Source organism: Halobacillus sp. SY10, from assembly GCF_045401165.1.
Lineage (GTDB): Bacteria > Bacillota > Bacilli > Bacillales > Halobacillaceae > Halobacillus > Halobacillus aidingensis.
On the sequence record NZ_CP174345.1, the window covers coordinates 1,904,418 to 1,919,435 of the forward strand.

General features: G+C 46.3%; 11 protein-coding genes. 9 read left to right on the forward strand and 2 right to left on the reverse strand.

What is annotated here, in order from left to right:
* The first annotated feature begins 159 nt into the window (after positions 1-159).
* The 9 genes from ACJA3J_RS09770 to ACJA3J_RS09810 all read left to right on the forward strand — a co-directional run bounded on the left by ACJA3J_RS09770 (position 160) and on the right by ACJA3J_RS09810 (position 12,954).
* Positions 160-1,056 (forward strand): aspartate carbamoyltransferase catalytic subunit, encoded by an 897-nt coding sequence (locus ACJA3J_RS09770; RefSeq protein WP_089654625.1) that lies wholly within the window; start codon positions 160-162, stop codon positions 1,054-1,056.
* A complete protein-coding gene (locus ACJA3J_RS09775) occupies positions 1,057-2,346 on the forward strand; it encodes a dihydroorotase (protein ID WP_115894827.1) in 1,290 nt (429 codons plus the stop codon).
* Complete coding sequence (locus ACJA3J_RS09780) at positions 2,327-3,436, forward strand: carbamoyl phosphate synthase small subunit (RefSeq protein WP_089654627.1); 1,110 nt, start codon at positions 2,327-2,329, stop codon at positions 3,434-3,436. Before ACJA3J_RS09775 ends, ACJA3J_RS09780 begins: the two co-directional genes overlap by 20 nt.
* Positions 3,415-6,618, forward strand: a complete 3,204-nt coding sequence (gene carB, locus ACJA3J_RS09785; protein ID WP_406946153.1) for a carbamoyl-phosphate synthase large subunit — start codon at positions 3,415-3,417, stop codon at positions 6,616-6,618. The genes ACJA3J_RS09780 and carB overlap by 22 nt, the downstream gene beginning before the upstream one ends.
* Positions 6,615-7,373: a dihydroorotate dehydrogenase electron transfer subunit gene (locus tag ACJA3J_RS09790; RefSeq protein ID WP_089654629.1), complete on the forward strand. Its 759-nt coding sequence runs from the start codon at positions 6,615-6,617 to the stop codon at positions 7,371-7,373. The genes carB and ACJA3J_RS09790 overlap by 4 nt, the downstream gene beginning before the upstream one ends.
* Positions 7,370-8,302 carry a dihydroorotate dehydrogenase gene (locus ACJA3J_RS09795; protein WP_406946154.1) on the forward strand — a complete coding sequence of 311 codons (933 nt, stop codon included), beginning with the start codon at positions 7,370-7,372 and terminating at the stop codon, positions 8,300-8,302. The genes ACJA3J_RS09790 and ACJA3J_RS09795 overlap by 4 nt, the downstream gene beginning before the upstream one ends.
* On the forward strand, positions 8,268-8,990 hold the full coding sequence (pyrF, locus tag ACJA3J_RS09800) for an orotidine-5'-phosphate decarboxylase (RefSeq protein WP_089654631.1): 723 nt from the start codon (positions 8,268-8,270) through the stop codon (positions 8,988-8,990). Before ACJA3J_RS09795 ends, pyrF begins: the two co-directional genes overlap by 35 nt.
* Complete coding sequence (gene pyrE, locus ACJA3J_RS09805) at positions 8,965-9,591, forward strand: orotate phosphoribosyltransferase (RefSeq protein WP_406946155.1); 627 nt, start codon at positions 8,965-8,967, stop codon at positions 9,589-9,591. Before pyrF ends, pyrE begins: the two co-directional genes overlap by 26 nt.
* 1,188 nt (positions 9,592-10,779) lie before the next feature.
* A complete protein-coding gene (locus tag ACJA3J_RS09810; RefSeq protein ID WP_406946156.1) occupies positions 10,780-12,954 on the forward strand; it encodes an FUSC family protein in 2,175 nt (724 codons plus the stop codon).
* A gap of 37 nt (positions 12,955-12,991) precedes the next feature.
* On the opposite strand, the gene ACJA3J_RS09815 is transcribed toward ACJA3J_RS09810, so the two are convergent.
* Entirely contained in the window at positions 12,992-13,117 is a 126-nt protein-coding gene (locus tag ACJA3J_RS09815; protein ID WP_258871051.1) for a hypothetical protein, read from the reverse strand.
* A 105-nt stretch (positions 13,118-13,222) separates the two neighbouring features.
* Entirely contained in the window at positions 13,223-14,938 is a 1,716-nt protein-coding gene (locus tag ACJA3J_RS09820; protein WP_406946157.1) for an NFACT family protein, read from the reverse strand.
* Positions 14,939-15,018 lie beyond the last annotated feature (80 nt).

Genomic DNA, 15,018 nt, shown 5'->3' on the forward strand with positions numbered 1-15,018 from the left:
CACTAGATTCACGTTTTAAATGAGTCCCGAGAGGCTCAAAAAGGTGCACTAGGGATGGGCTCGTTTTTCATGCGACGAGTTCAGCACCCCCAGACACCTGGGGGTGCTTTTTTTCTCCTTAGTCCCCGTTACATTAAAAATAGGAACGGAGAGATGAACATGACCGCTATTCGATCCAAGAGGAATTTGCTTTCCATCAAACAGCTGAGGAACGAGCAAATCCATAACCTTCTTTACTTAGCAGAAAGACTGGGAGATCCCGCAAACCGTCCTTCTTTTCCGGGACATTTCGCTGCCAATCTTTTTTTAGAACCAAGCACACGTACAAAAACGAGTTTTCACATAGCCGAAAAGAAATTGGGTTTCGATGTCGTTGAACTGGATGGGGTCGATTCGAGCTTGACGAAAGGGGAAAGCTTGTATGACACGTTAAAGACATTAGAGTCGATCGGCGTGGATCTAGCTGTCGTCCGGCAATCCGAAGTCGGCGGCTTGACGGCATGTACGGAAGGATTGGATATGCCCCTCATCAATGCTGGGGATGGCTGTGGGGAGCACCCGACACAATCCCTTCTGGACTTGTACACCATCCATGAACATTTTCAAAGTTTCAGAGGGTTGCATGTATGCATTGCGGGAGATCTGAAACATAGCCGGGTAGCAAGGTCCAATGCCTACGCACTAAGACAGCTCGGTGCCAACGTATCATTTGTCAGTAAACCCGAATGGCAGGATCCTACAATGACAGAGGACTACATCACGATGGACGAAGCCGTCGAAACTTGTGATGTCCTGATGCTACTTCGGATTCAACATGAACGCCATACGAACCATGGTGAAACAGGAAGTTACCTGAATCAATATGGGCTGACGGTCGAAAGGGAGGCACGAATGATGAATCACAGCATCATCCTTCATCCAGCTCCGGTGAATCGCGGGGTGGAAATCGATGAGAGACTCGTCGAATGCGAAAAGTCAAAGATTTTCAGGCAAATGACAAATGGAGTAACGATGCGGATGGCTATCATCCATGCACTCATGAAAGGGGAGCTTTAAATGAAAAAGAAGATCATCAACGGTCAGGTGTTTACGGATCATAAATTTGAAAGATGCGAGGTTTTGATTGAGGACAATACGATTGTTGAAATAGCTCCTTCGGTAGGAGAAGCGGATGAGGTTATTGATGCTAAAGGGGGCCTTGTTCTGCCGGGATTGGTCGATGTGCATATCCATTTACGCGAACCTGGAGACGAACAGAAAGAAACCATCCGCACAGGTACAGAAGCTGCAGCTCGCGGAGGCTTCACCACGGTATGTGCCATGCCGAACACAAAGCCTGTGCCTGATTCCGAAGAGAACATGAAAAAATTAATGGAGAAGATCAAGCAGGATGCATCGGTGAGAGTGCTTCCTTACGCTTCGATTACCACTCGTCAACTTGGAAGAGAGCTTGTTGACATGACAACCTTATCACAAATGGGTGCTTTCGCCTTTACTGATGATGGAGTCGGCGTCCAGACGGCTGGCATGATGTATGAAGCCATGAAGGAAGCGAGCCGTCTGAATAAAGCCATCGTTGCTCACTGCGAAGATAATTCACTCGTGTACAAAGGCGTCGCCCACGATGGTGAAGTAAGCAAAAGGCTCGGTCTTCCTGGGATTGCAAACATTGCTGAGTCCGTACAAATCGCAAGAGATGTGTTGCTTGCAGAAGCGACCGGCTGTCATTATCACGTATGTCACGTATCAACGAAAGAATCGGTAAGGGTTATCCGGGATGCGAAGAAGGCCGGGATTCATGTCACGGCGGAAGTGACCCCGCACCATTTGGTTCTCAACGAAACGGATATCCGTGAAGACGATGCCTTTTTCAAAATGAACCCGCCGCTTCGTTCTAACGAAGATCAGGAAGCGCTCATCGAAGGTTTGATAGACGGAACCATCGATTTTATTGCGACAGATCATGCTCCACACACGGAAGAGGATAAGAAAGAAGGCTTCCTTTACTCGCCATTTGGAATCACAGGTTTGGAAACTGCCTTTCCTCTCTTGTACACCCACTTCGTAGAAAAGCATGGAATTCAGCTGGAGCGTCTCATTGAGTGGCTGACAAGGAAGCCTGCAGAGACTTTCGGACTCCCTTATGGAACGTTGGAAAATGGGTTGGCAGCAGATATAACGATTGTGGAAGTGAATCATGAACGGATGATCGATCGTCACAGCTTTGCTTCAAAAGGAAAGAACACGCCTTTCCATGGCTGGAGAGCAAAAGGATGGCCGGAGTTAACGATGGTAGACGGAAGAATTGTATGGGAGGGGAAAACGCATGAAACAACTCGTGCTTGAAGATGGAACAGTATTTGTAGGTGAAGGATTCGGAAGTGAACGGGAAACGGTCGGTGAGGTCGTTTTTAACACAGGAATGAGCGGCTATCAGGAAGTGATTTCTGACCCGTCTTATTATGGGCAGTTGATCACCTTCACGTATCCACTCATCGGAAACTATGGCATCAATCGCGATGATTTTGAAACCGTAAATCCTGGAGTATTCGGGGTCATTGTAAAAGAACACTGTGATTTTCCTTCTAATTTTCGTAATGAAGAAACGATCGATGAATTTTTGAAAGCGAAAAATATTCCAGGCATCAGCGACATTGATACGAGAAAGCTGACGAAAATCATCCGCCAGCATGGAACGATGAAGGCGATGATCACTTCATCCGAGCGTTCGGTCTCTGAAGTACTCAGCATATTAGAGGCTACTCCGCTATTGAATGACCAAGTGAAACAGGTATCGACGGTGAAGCCTTATGTCGTTCCGGGACGAGGCGAACGGATTGTCCTCGTGGATTTCGGAATGAAACACGGTATTTTAAGGGAGTTCACGAAGCGCGATTGTCATGTGACAGTCGTTCCTTATCATACTTCAGCAGACGAGATCCTAAGACTGAAACCGGATGGCGTCATGCTTTCCAACGGTCCTGGTGATCCAAAAGATGTTCCGGAAGCGATCCAAACGATCCGTGAACTGATCGGTCAGGTACCTATATTCGGGATCTGTCTTGGGCACCAGCTGATTGCTCTCGCTTCTGGTGCAGACACTTCTAAAATGAAGTTCGGACACAGAGGAATCAATCAGCCTGTAAAAGATTTGGATACAGGAAGAACCTATATCACTTCACAGAACCATGGCTATGCTGTCAATCTCCATTCCTTGGAACAGACCGACCTGCGCCTTTCCCAAGTTTCTTTGAATGATAACTCCGTGGAAGGGCTGAAACATAAGAACCACCCGGTTTTCTCTGTGCAATACCACCCGGAAAGTTCACCGGGACCGGAAGATACAGCTCACTTATTCGATGAATTCTTGAAAATGATCGATCATCACCAGAAGACAACGAAGGAGGACTCCCAATGCCTAAGCGTACAGATCTAACCAAAATTCTAGTTATCGGATCCGGTCCGATCGTCATCGGCCAGGCGGCTGAATTTGACTATTCCGGCACACAAGCATGCCAATCTTTGAAAGAGGAAGGGTATGAAGTCATCCTTGCGAATTCGAATCCAGCGACAATCATGACCGACCATACCTTCGCCGATCAAGTCTATATGGAACCACTGACGCTTGAATTCCTGCAGAAGATCATTCGAAAAGAAACCCCTGATGCGATTCTTCCGACACTAGGAGGGCAGACGGGTCTGAATATGGCGGTAGAGTTGAGTGAATCTGGCATTCTCGAAGAATTTGATGTGGAACTCCTAGGGACTCCGCTTGATGCCATTCAACAAGCCGAAGACCGTGAGAAATTCCGTGCCTTGATGCATGAGATGAACCAACCTGTACCTGAGAGTGAAATTGTCAGCACGGTAGAAGAAGCATTGGATTTTGCAGAGACCATAGGCTTTCCGGTCATCGTCCGTCCTGCATACACGATGGGCGGCGCTGGTGGAGGCATGTGTGACGATGCCGCTCAGTTGAAAGAGATTGCTAGAAGTGGACTGGCTGCTTCTCCGGTCAGTCAGTGCTTAATCGAAAAAAACATTGCCGGCTTCAAAGAAGTAGAGTACGAAGTGATGCGTGATGGTGCAGACAATAAAATCGTTGTTTGTAACATGGAAAACTTTGATCCTGTAGGCATTCATACCGGGGATTCCATCGTTGTCGCCCCTTCCCAAACGCTCAGTGACCGGGAATATCAAATGCTGAGAAACGCCTCATTGGAGATTATCCAGGCGCTCCAAATTGAAGGCGGATGTAATGTGCAGCTTGCTCTCGATCCGAACAGTTTTCAATATTACATCATCGAAGTAAACCCAAGGGTCAGTCGTTCATCAGCACTTGCATCCAAGGCGACCGGTTATCCGATTGCAAAACTCGCAGCCAAAATCGCTGTTGGAATGACGTTGGACGAAATCAAGAACCCGGTCACCGGTACGACTTATGCGTGTTTTGAACCAGCGCTCGATTATGTCGTAACGAAAATCCCACGCTGGCCGTTCGATAAATTTGCCAAAGGAAACCGTACACTTGGTACGCAAATGAAAGCGACCGGTGAAGTGATGAGTATCGGCAGAAGCTTCGAAGAATCCCTACTGAAAGGGATCCGTTCGCTCGAAGGAGATACAGAAGAGCTATATCTCTCTTATGCCGAACATATGAAAGAGGAAGAACTCTCAAGAAGATTGAGAAAAGCGGATGATGAACGGATATTCTTAATCGCAGACGCTTTAAGGAGAGGTTATTCCATCGAAAGCCTTCATGAAATGACAGGGGGCATCGATCTATTCTTCCTTTATAAATTGCAGCAAATTATACAGCTCGAAAAGCAAGTCGCCAGAGGGGAAATGGATGCCTCTTTACTACAAAAGGTGAAGAAGATCGGCTTTTCTGATGCTCAGATTGCACGGTTGACTGAATGGACGGAAGCAGAAGTGAGGGAATGGAGAAGAAGTCACGGCATCCTTCCCGTTTACAAGATGGTCGATACGTGCGCTGGTGAGTTTGAATCCGAAACGCCTTATTTTTACAGCAGTTATGAAGATGAAAACGAAGCCATCCCAAGTAGCAATAAAAAAGTGCTCGTCATCGGTTCTGGTCCGATCCGCATCGGCCAGGGAGTCGAATTCGACTATGCAACCGTACATTCTGTCCTTGCTCTGAAGGAAATGGGCTATGAAGCCATCATTATGAACAACAACCCGGAAACGGTCTCCACAGACTTCAGCGTTTCTGACAAGCTTTATTTTGAACCGTTATCGCTTGAAGATGTAATGAATGTTATCGACCTCGAACAGCCGGAAGGAGTCATCGTCCAGTTTGGAGGTCAGACAGCCATCAACCTCGTCGACGGACTGACGAAAGAAGGCGTTCGGATTTTAGGTACAACGATGGAATCGATCGATAAAACAGAAGACAGGGACTTGTTCGAACAGCTGCTCAACGATTTGAACATCCCTAAACCAGGAGGGGAAAGTGTCAAAAGCGCAGAGGAAGCATTCCTTGCTGCTGAAAAGATCGGCTATCCGCTTGTTGTCAGACCTTCTTATGTCCTGGGCGGCCGTGCGATGGCGATCGTCTATTCAAACGAAGAGCTCTCTTCTTACTTGGAAACGAATGCATCCGCACACAATGGTCACCCCATATTGATTGACAAGTACATGACGGGAATGGAAATCGAAGTCGATGCCATCTCGGACGGGGAGGATGTTTTCATCCCGGGGATCATGGAACACATTGAACGGGCCGGTGTCCACTCCGGAGACTCCATGGCGGTTTATCCGACTCAGAGGCTTACGAAAGAACTTGAACAACAGTGTATCGATGCAACAACGAAGATCGCCAGAGAGCTGAATATGAAAGGGCTCATAAACATCCAGTTCGTCGTTTACAAAGGGACCGCCTACGTCCTTGAAGTGAACCCTAGAGCAAGCCGGACGGTACCTTTCCTGAGTAAAATCACCGGCGTACCGATGGCGCGACTTGCGACGAAGGTTTTATTAGGCAAAACGTTGAAAGACGAAGGGTACACATCCGGGGTCGCTGCAAAGCCAAATGGTGTCTATGTCAAAGTGCCAGTGTTCTCCTTTGAAAAGCTTAGAAGTGTTGATACGACACTCGGGCCTGAAATGAAGTCGACCGGTGAAGTCATCGGGTATGACCAAACATTAGAAAAAGCCCTTTACAAAGGAATGACATCAGCAGGGTTGAAGATACCGACACAAGGGTCTGTTTTGTTGACCGTTGCTGACAAAGATAAATCAGAGATGCTGGACATTGCGAAGACATTTTTTGAGCTGGGCTTTCGATTGTTCGCCACAGAAGGAACAGCATCAGTCATTGAAGAAGCTGAGATTCCTGTGGAAGCGGTAGGAAAAGTGGGTTCCGACCAGCGTGATGTCATCGATCTGATCCAACAAGGAGAAGTCCAATTCGTCGTCAACACGCTCAACAAAGGTATGCGTGCAAGATCCGATGGATTCAGAATCCGCAGAGAAGCGGTCGAACATGGACTCGCCTGCTTAACAAGTCTCGACACGGCCAAAACCATTGTCGATGTCATCAATGCGATGTCCTTCTCCGCGCGTGCGATCACACCGATGGAAGGAGTGACAGGATGAAAAACGAATGCATGACCATTCTTAAACACGAGAAGGTTGCGAGAGATACGCACCTTCTCGTGCTGGAAGGAAATCTGGTACATGACATCATGGATCCCGGTCAATTTGTCCATATAAGGATCGATGGCTTCTACCTGCGGCGCCCGGTGTCCATTGCAGATTATGACCCTGCAAAGGAAACCATGACTTTAATTTATAAAGTCATGGGAGACGGGACGAAAGCGTTGACGAATCGGCGGGTCGGTGAGCAATTAGATGTGCTTGGCCCTGGAGGTCAAGGGTTTCCGACATCACAAATTCATGCTGACCATGCTCTGATCATTGGTGGGGGGATCGGAGTGCCTCCACTTTACAGCACGGCGAAAAAGTTGAAAGAGAACGGAGTAGCCGTCACAAGTATTCTCGGTTTCAGATCCAGGGAGGATGCCTTTTTACTGGATGAATTCAGAGCTCTTGGAGAAGTCCACGTGACGACAGAAGATGGATCATTAGGAAGGAGCGGCCGTGTAACGGATGCTCTTCCTTGTGTAAAAAAAGACTACCAGCACTATTTATCCTGTGGTCCGACGGTCATGTTGAAAGCAGTGGCTGATCATCTTCCTGATAAAGAAGGATATTTGTCTATGGAAGAGCGGATGGGCTGTGGAATCGGCGCTTGTTTTGCCTGTGTCGTCGAATCGAAAGACGAAAAAGGGTACAAGCGTATCTGTTGTGATGGACCTGTATTCAAGGCAGAGGAGGTCGTCTTATCATGAATTTATCTGTGAATCTACCAGGTTTGAATTTAAAAAATCCCGTGATGCCGGCCAGTGGATGTTTTGCATTCGGGAAGGAATTCGCTCAATTTTATGATCTTTCCAAGCTTGGAGCTGTCATTATGAAAGCAGCTACGAAGGAACAGCGCTTTGGAAATGGCACACCAAGAGTAGCGGAGACGGCAAGTGGGATGCTGAATGCGATCGGCCTGCAAAACCCTGGTGTGGAAAGCATCATTTCAGACGAAATTCCTTTTTTGAAAAATCATCACCTCCCGATTATTGCCAATGTCGCTGGGAGTACGGTGGAGGAATATGTAGAGGTTGCCGAACGAATCTCTTCCTATGTGGATGCTATTGAATTGAACATCTCTTGTCCGAATGTCAAAGAGGGAGGTGTGCAGTTCGGTACCGATCCTGCCTTAGCGAAAGAAGTGATCCGACATGTCGTCGATGTGAGCGTTGTGCCCGTCTATGTGAAGCTGTCACCAAATGTGACCGACATCGTCGAAATGGCGCTAGCGGCTGAAGAGGCGGGAGCATCCGGACTTTCCATGATTAATACACTGACAGGAATGAGGATAGACCCTAAAACCCGAAGACCTGTCATTGCAAATGGAACAGGAGGTCTATCCGGAGCAGCAATCAAACCGATCAGCATTCGGATGATCCATCAGGTTTATCAAGCTGTAACGATCCCGATCATCGGCATGGGCGGGATTGAAACAGCCGAAGATGTATTGGAATACCTCCTTGCCGGTGCGAGTGCCGTGGCGATCGGAAGTGCGAACTTTAAAAATCCTTTCATCTGTAAAGAAGTGATCGAAGAATTGCCCCGTACTCTTTCACGCTACGGTTTTTCAAGCGTAGAGCAAGCGATTGGAGGTGCTCATGATGAAGAAGTTGAAACCTCTCTACTTCGCTCTTGATTTCCAAACGGGAAATGAGGCCCTGGACTTTTTGGAGCGGCACCAACTTACGGGCATCCCGGTTAAAGTGGGTATGGAGCTTTTTTATAAAGAAGGTCCCAGCATCATCCATCAATTGAAAGAAAAGGGGCACGAGATCTTTCTCGATTTGAAGTTGCATGATATTCCAGAAACGGTCCGTCGTGCGATGAGAGGTCTTGCAGGCATGAACGTCGATGTCGTGAACATCCATGCCCAGGGCGGGGAAGAAATGATGAAAGCCGCGAAGATTGGTTTGCAAGAAGGGGCGCAAGATCACATTCCTGTCTTATTAGCTGTCACCGTCCTTACCTCTTCTGATCAAAAGATGCTGGAGGATGAGCTGTTGATCGACCACCCCTTGGCTGATGTAGTCAAACACTATGCAGGACGTGCAGAGAAATGTGGTGTGGATGGTGTCGTTTGCTCGGTCGAAGAGGCCGAAATCATTAAGAAACATACCGCGCTTGCTGCTTTGACCCCTGGTATCCGTCTTGCAGGTGGAGCACATCATGATCAGAAACGTGTCGCTACCCCTGAAAAAGCTCTGGAAAACGGTAGTGATGCGATGGTTGTGGGAAGAGCAATTCGAGATGCAGAAAAACCGCGAGAAATGTATCGGAAAATAAAGGAGGCCTTTCAACATGGGTCAATCAACACTCATTCGTGACTTGCTTCACATAGGAGCAGTTAAAATTGAAACTGATAACTATTTCACTTGGACATCCGGACTAAAGTCTCCGATTTATTGCGACAATCGTTTAACGATGTCCTACCCTGAAGTAAGAAGAAGCATTGCACAAGCATTTGTTAAGAAGATCGAGGCTCTCGGGCCCATAGATGTCATCGCAGGGTGTGCAACAGCAGGTATTCCCCATGCAGCCTGGGTGGCGGACCTTCTGAACCTTCCCATGGTTTATGTCAGGTCTTCAGCCAAAAAGCATGGAAAAGGAAACCAGATTGAAGGTCACATTGAAAAAGGTCAAAAAGCGATTGTCATTGAGGATTTAATTTCCACAGGCAAATCATCCATAGAAGCTGCAGAGGCACTTGAAAACGAAGGTATCGAAGTGGTTGAAGTGCTGTCGATCTTCACTTATAATCTTCAAGCGGCTCAAGATGCGTTCACAGGTAAAAGCTATTCGTATCAATCCCTGGCCAGTTATGAAGAGCTTCTTCAGCAGTTACTCACTGAAAACCAAATCAACAAAGAGCAGGAAAAGCTGTTGATGAAGTGGAGACAGGATCCTTATGTTTTTACGAACTCTTAACAGATAGAGGAGTTGCTATTTTCTTAGTCTCCTAGTACGATGAAATCATCAAAGCGTATTGGTGATGTCAATGAAATCAAAAAAACATTCTTTTTTCATACTCATGAATGCTTCGCTCGGCTTATTGACCTGTTTTGTCTACTTATATACGTGGGTGGCATTCGCATTTATGGAGTCCATGTGGTCCTTGGAACCTTTATTGAGTTTAGTCGCTTCCCTCGCTTTATTCATTTTGTGGAATGTTTATATGCTGAAGCGTGAAAGCCGAAGGTATTGGGCACAAGCAATTTTTTCTTATCTTGCATCGATAGCGGTATTCGCATATTTTCTAACCTAAAACCACGATTCAATCGTGGTTTTTTTAATCCAATGACATCAAGGCAATCCATGAATTATTATAGATAAGCTCCCTATTCTTGAAGACTCAGTTTCGAGACTTTTGTTGAAGTGGATGGGGGTGGAGGGGAATAGCTCGCTTTCCGCTGGAGCGCGGTGAGCCTCCTCGGACTGCGTCCTGCGGGGTCTCACCAAGCACTTTTTTCCCGCAGGAGTCTCGCCATTCCCCTCCGCCCCTTTGCCATATAAGTATCTCGAAACCACTTCCAAAATAAAGCTGCTTCATGCACATCGAATTTGGAAGGAATCAATGACTAAAGTAGCTATTCTGCATATGGAAAGCTTGTTATAGAGCGTTTTTTCCTATACCAACAGAGTAGTGGAAGACAGCCTCTCTCGTTAATGGGGTTCGTTTCTCACCTTCATGGAATGGGGTGGTTGGGAAGCTGCGAGACTCCCGTGGGAGAAAGGAGATAGGCGAGATCCCGCAGGACGAAGTCCGAGGAAGCTTGCCACTCCCCCACAGGAAAGCGAGTAGCTTCCCAGCCACCCCTAACGCTCAACACGGCAAACGAACCCCGAAACATCTCGAAATCAAGTCTTCCACAATCCTGCCATTTTGCTAAATAAGTAAATAGCAAATAAAAACAATCAGGTAAAAGCTGAAGAAAGGCAGGTTTCCCTTTTGACAGATGGGAGAGAGCGCTCTATAATTTATCTCTATCTATACTATCCTTACTCAAGTAAGGGAAAGGGTAAGTAGGATGTCCGTACATATAGAGAAGTGATCATTTATTTTATAGATGGAATCGATATGCCACATGAAAAACATAAGAGAGGAGGAGATATTCAATGTATGAAATAGGAAGACAATCGTATTGGTTGAAGAGAATGCTGGCGTCAGATCCCGGGCACAAACGGCTGCAGCAGGCAGGAAAAGCGACGCTCAGTGTGATTTCGGCTGTTTTCACTACCTTACTGGTATTGAACCTCCTCGGGCAGGATCCGCTTCTTCCGGCGATCATCTCAGGTGTCGGTGGGCTGCTTGGCATCATGGCAGTTATGGATGATACTAAAAAGGAAAAACAGGGGACAACACTTTTGCTTCCTTTATCGGCTATCTGCGGAGTGACGCTAGGTTCTCTGCTTTCATGGAGTGCCGTTCTCGTCTCCACGTTAATGATCTTGATCATCTTTTGCAGTTTTTATTTTTCTAAATTCGGTAGTCGTTATTTTTCTTTAGGTATGATCGGTTTTATAACCGTTTATTTTTCTTCCTTTTTAAAACTTCCTCCAGCACAATTCCCTTGGTTTTACGGTGCGATTTGTATAGGCATCAGCTACGCTTTTCTATATAATTTCATCATTTTCCGAGATACTGCACAGCAGCTTAAGCGTAGTGTCCAATCTTTTCATAGGCAGGCGAACCTGTCTTTCGAACTGTTGGCAGAAGTCGTTGAGGATCCTGATATCAACCAGATCCGTTTTAAAAAATTGACGGAAAACGTGAAAAAGCTGAGGGATTATGCCAATCACGTATCCACAGACTTGAACTCACAGAATATTAGGGACGTCTGGCCGGGGGTTCGTACGGAACAATTACGGTTATATGTGTTCGATACGGCGATGTTCGTGATGACCCTTTCGGATAGTTTGGAGAAATTGAAAGAAAAAGGAGCGCTTGAGACAGAAGAACTGCGTCCAATTCTCTCCCGCCTCATTCTTACGTTGCAGAAGGCAGAAGTTCTTAAAATGGAACAAGAAGAGAAGCACCTTGCTGAAGCCGAACGTGTGATTCTTTCTTTAAGAGATATAATTGATAAAAGGTTTGGTGAACATGAAACGAGGCCTGAGGGGTGGCTGTATCTGCTCCGCCGAATTGAGGCGATCGCTACGCATGTGACGGAAGGAGCCCTCGCCATTAAATACAGTGGCGAAGACGTCCCCGGTGATGAATGGTCTGAAGAAAAGGAAGCAGCAGAAGAGGAAGATGAAAATAAGGGGATGGAGCCTTCAACGAAAAAGGCGATTCAATCGGTGATTGCCGGAACGATCGCAGTGATTGTAGGTCATTTGATTTCTCCTATACAGCCGTACTGGGTGTTGTTAACGACGTTTATCGTCCAATTAGGGACCCCGACCGTTGGGCGCACATATCTGAAAGGTTTGGAAAGGTCGATCGGGACGGTAGCAGGAGCCATTATTGGTTTCTTTTTGGCAAAGTCTGTGTCAGGGCAGTCTGAACTGGAAGTAAGTCTCATTTTTGCGGTTATCTTTTTTGCCTTTTACATGCTTCCGGTGTCCTACACTGTGATGAGTATGTTCATCACAATGCTCATTGCTTTTATGTATGACCTCATGTTGGGAGGAATCAGTTATGCCTTGCTCCTTGCCAGGGTGGTCGATACCATTGTAGGAGCAGGCATTGCACTAGCGGCTGCCGCATTCATTTTCCCTACAAGAACGCTGGATAAAATGAAGGAGCAGCTGGTGGAGTACTTAGAAGTTCTCGAGGATTATGTCCTGTCTTACATTCAAAAATTCCGTCATTCAGAAAGTATGAAGGGACTGGCGGATCTCGCTTTTCAGATGGATGAAAAGATTCAGCTGCTTGAAGAAGATGCAAAACCTGCCCTGCAGAGACCCGGAGCTAATAAATACTCAGGTATTCCTCGGTTACTGATGTCGTTTACCGCTATCAATTATTATGCGAAACAGCTAGTGGCATCTACGTATCAAAAGGATTTTCATCATTCCGAAGAAATCACGCAGGCCCTTAAGCGGACCGAAGAGGTTTACAAGCACAACATTCGCACAATCATGGCAGTCATGAATGGGGAAGCAACGAGTGGACAACTGTTTAAGCTACAACATGAGCGGGAAATGATTGAGCGGTTTGCACCAGGACACAAAGAAGGACAGGGGGATATTGTCCACCACCTGTTTTTTATTTGGAAAATCAATCAAGCTTTGCTTGTTGTCGGAGAAAGAATGGGACTGGAGACAGTGGAACGTTTGGAAGGTTAAAAACAGCACGTGCGATTTCGCACGTGCTGCTTTTCGTTTATCTGTTACGGTCGTAAGGACCTTCGCCAGCTTTGGAGATTGTAATTCGTTCTTCTCCCGTAGCTGGCTGAACAGCATCTCTGCTCTTTTTCGGATTACGTTTTGATTTTGAATTCTTTGGCATACCAGCAACCTCCTTGATCAGATTCAGTTGCCTTAATATTATTTGTTCTTTGCATCTAAGGTATGTAAAAATCCCTGTGCCATTTATAGGCACAGGGATTCTTGTTCAGTCTTTTTTCTTTAACCGTTTGATGAAGGCAGCATCTGGTGTGACGAACAACGTCTGCTGTTGGTCATACGTAACGAAACCTGGCTTTGCTCCTGACGGCTTTTTCACATGACGTATCCGCGTGTAGTCCACCGGAACCGAGGAGGACTTGCTTGATTTACTGAAGTTTGCAGCAAGCTGTGCGGCTTCAAATAACGTATCTTCGCTCGGTTCTTCATCTCGGATGACCACATGGGACCCAGGAATATCTTTGGCATGCAGCCAAATATCCATTTTGTTCGCCATCCGGTTCGTCAAATATTCATTCTGTTTGTTGTTTCTTCCAACGTAAATCAATGTTCCATCCGTCGATTCAAAACTTTCCGGCTTCGGCTTTTGTGGTTTGTTTTTACGATTCCCTTTCGCCGCCGGCTTTTTCTTCAAATAACCTTGCTCACGCAGTTCTTCCCGAATTTCTTCGATATCTTCTTCTCTTGCTGTTTCGACTTGTTGAATGAGACGATCGAAATAAAGGATTTCATCTTCTGCTTTCTGGATTTCCTTTTGTACAACTTCTTTGGATTTCTTCAGTTTTGCGTACGTTTGAAAATAGTTTTGTGCATTTTCACTCGGTGTTTTATTAGGGTTGAGTTCGATCGTCATTTCTGACTGGTCGGGGTCGTAGTAGTCAACGACCGTCACCGATTCATCCCCTGTTTTGACCATATGCATGTGAGCGGTCAAAAGTTCGCCGAGCTTTTGATACTCTTCCGCGGATTCGGATTTCTTCAGTGTCGTTTCGTGTTTCTTAATTTTACGTTTGTTTTTATCCCGTTCATTCTTCAAGAAACGGTGGAGATCTCCTGCTTGCTGTTTGACACGGTCCCGCTCAGCTTTCCCAGAATAATAATCATCCAGCATCGCACTGACGCTATCGAATTTTTCAACATCATCTGAAAAAGCGTGCAACGAAATAACGTAAAACTGCTCTTTTTCTCCCCGATGGATCTGAGGATCATACTCATGGTTGAGGATGATTTCTCTAATCTCCCGGTAAGCTTCCTTCACGGCTTGGGAACCACCGAGTCCGGCCCGATGGACAATTTCCTTCGTCATCATTGGTGAAAAACCCATTACCACATTCAGGATTTGTTTATCCATCTTGCCTGAGTTAAAGTCCAACTTCCTGATGAATGCTTCTGGTTCAAGATCAACAGGGTTGATTTTCCCTTGTTCCGGTGGGAGTTTATAGGGCTGGCCGGGCATAATCGTCCGGTGCCGGTTTTGGGAAGGGGGCAGATGCTTGATGCTGTCGAGCATATGTCCTTCTTCTTCGTCGACAAGCAGGATGTTGGAGTGTTTACCCATCACTTCAATAATGAGTGTTTTCATTGTTTCATCGCCCACTTCGTTGCGGGTCCGGATATGAAACTTCACAATTCTTTCCATGTCCACCTGTTCTATTCGTTCAATAAACCCTCCGACCAAATGTTTCCTGAGAAGCATACACAGCATCGGTGGTTCTTTAGGATTATGGTATTGATCGTCCGTCAAATGGAAGCGAGCATAGCTTGGGTGTGCGGACAACAATAGCGTGTGTTTTTTGCGATTGGAACGGACCGTAAATACGAGCTCCGTTTCAGTTGGCTGATAAATTTTCATAATACGTCCGGACTGGATCGTTTCATTCAATTCGTTCGTGATCGCCCGGGTTACAATTCCGTCAAAAGACATCGTCTTCACCTCTCTACTGTTAGAAGTATAGCATGAGTAAAGCTCGTTATTCTAAGATTTTTCATCAGGGAAAGCCAAAC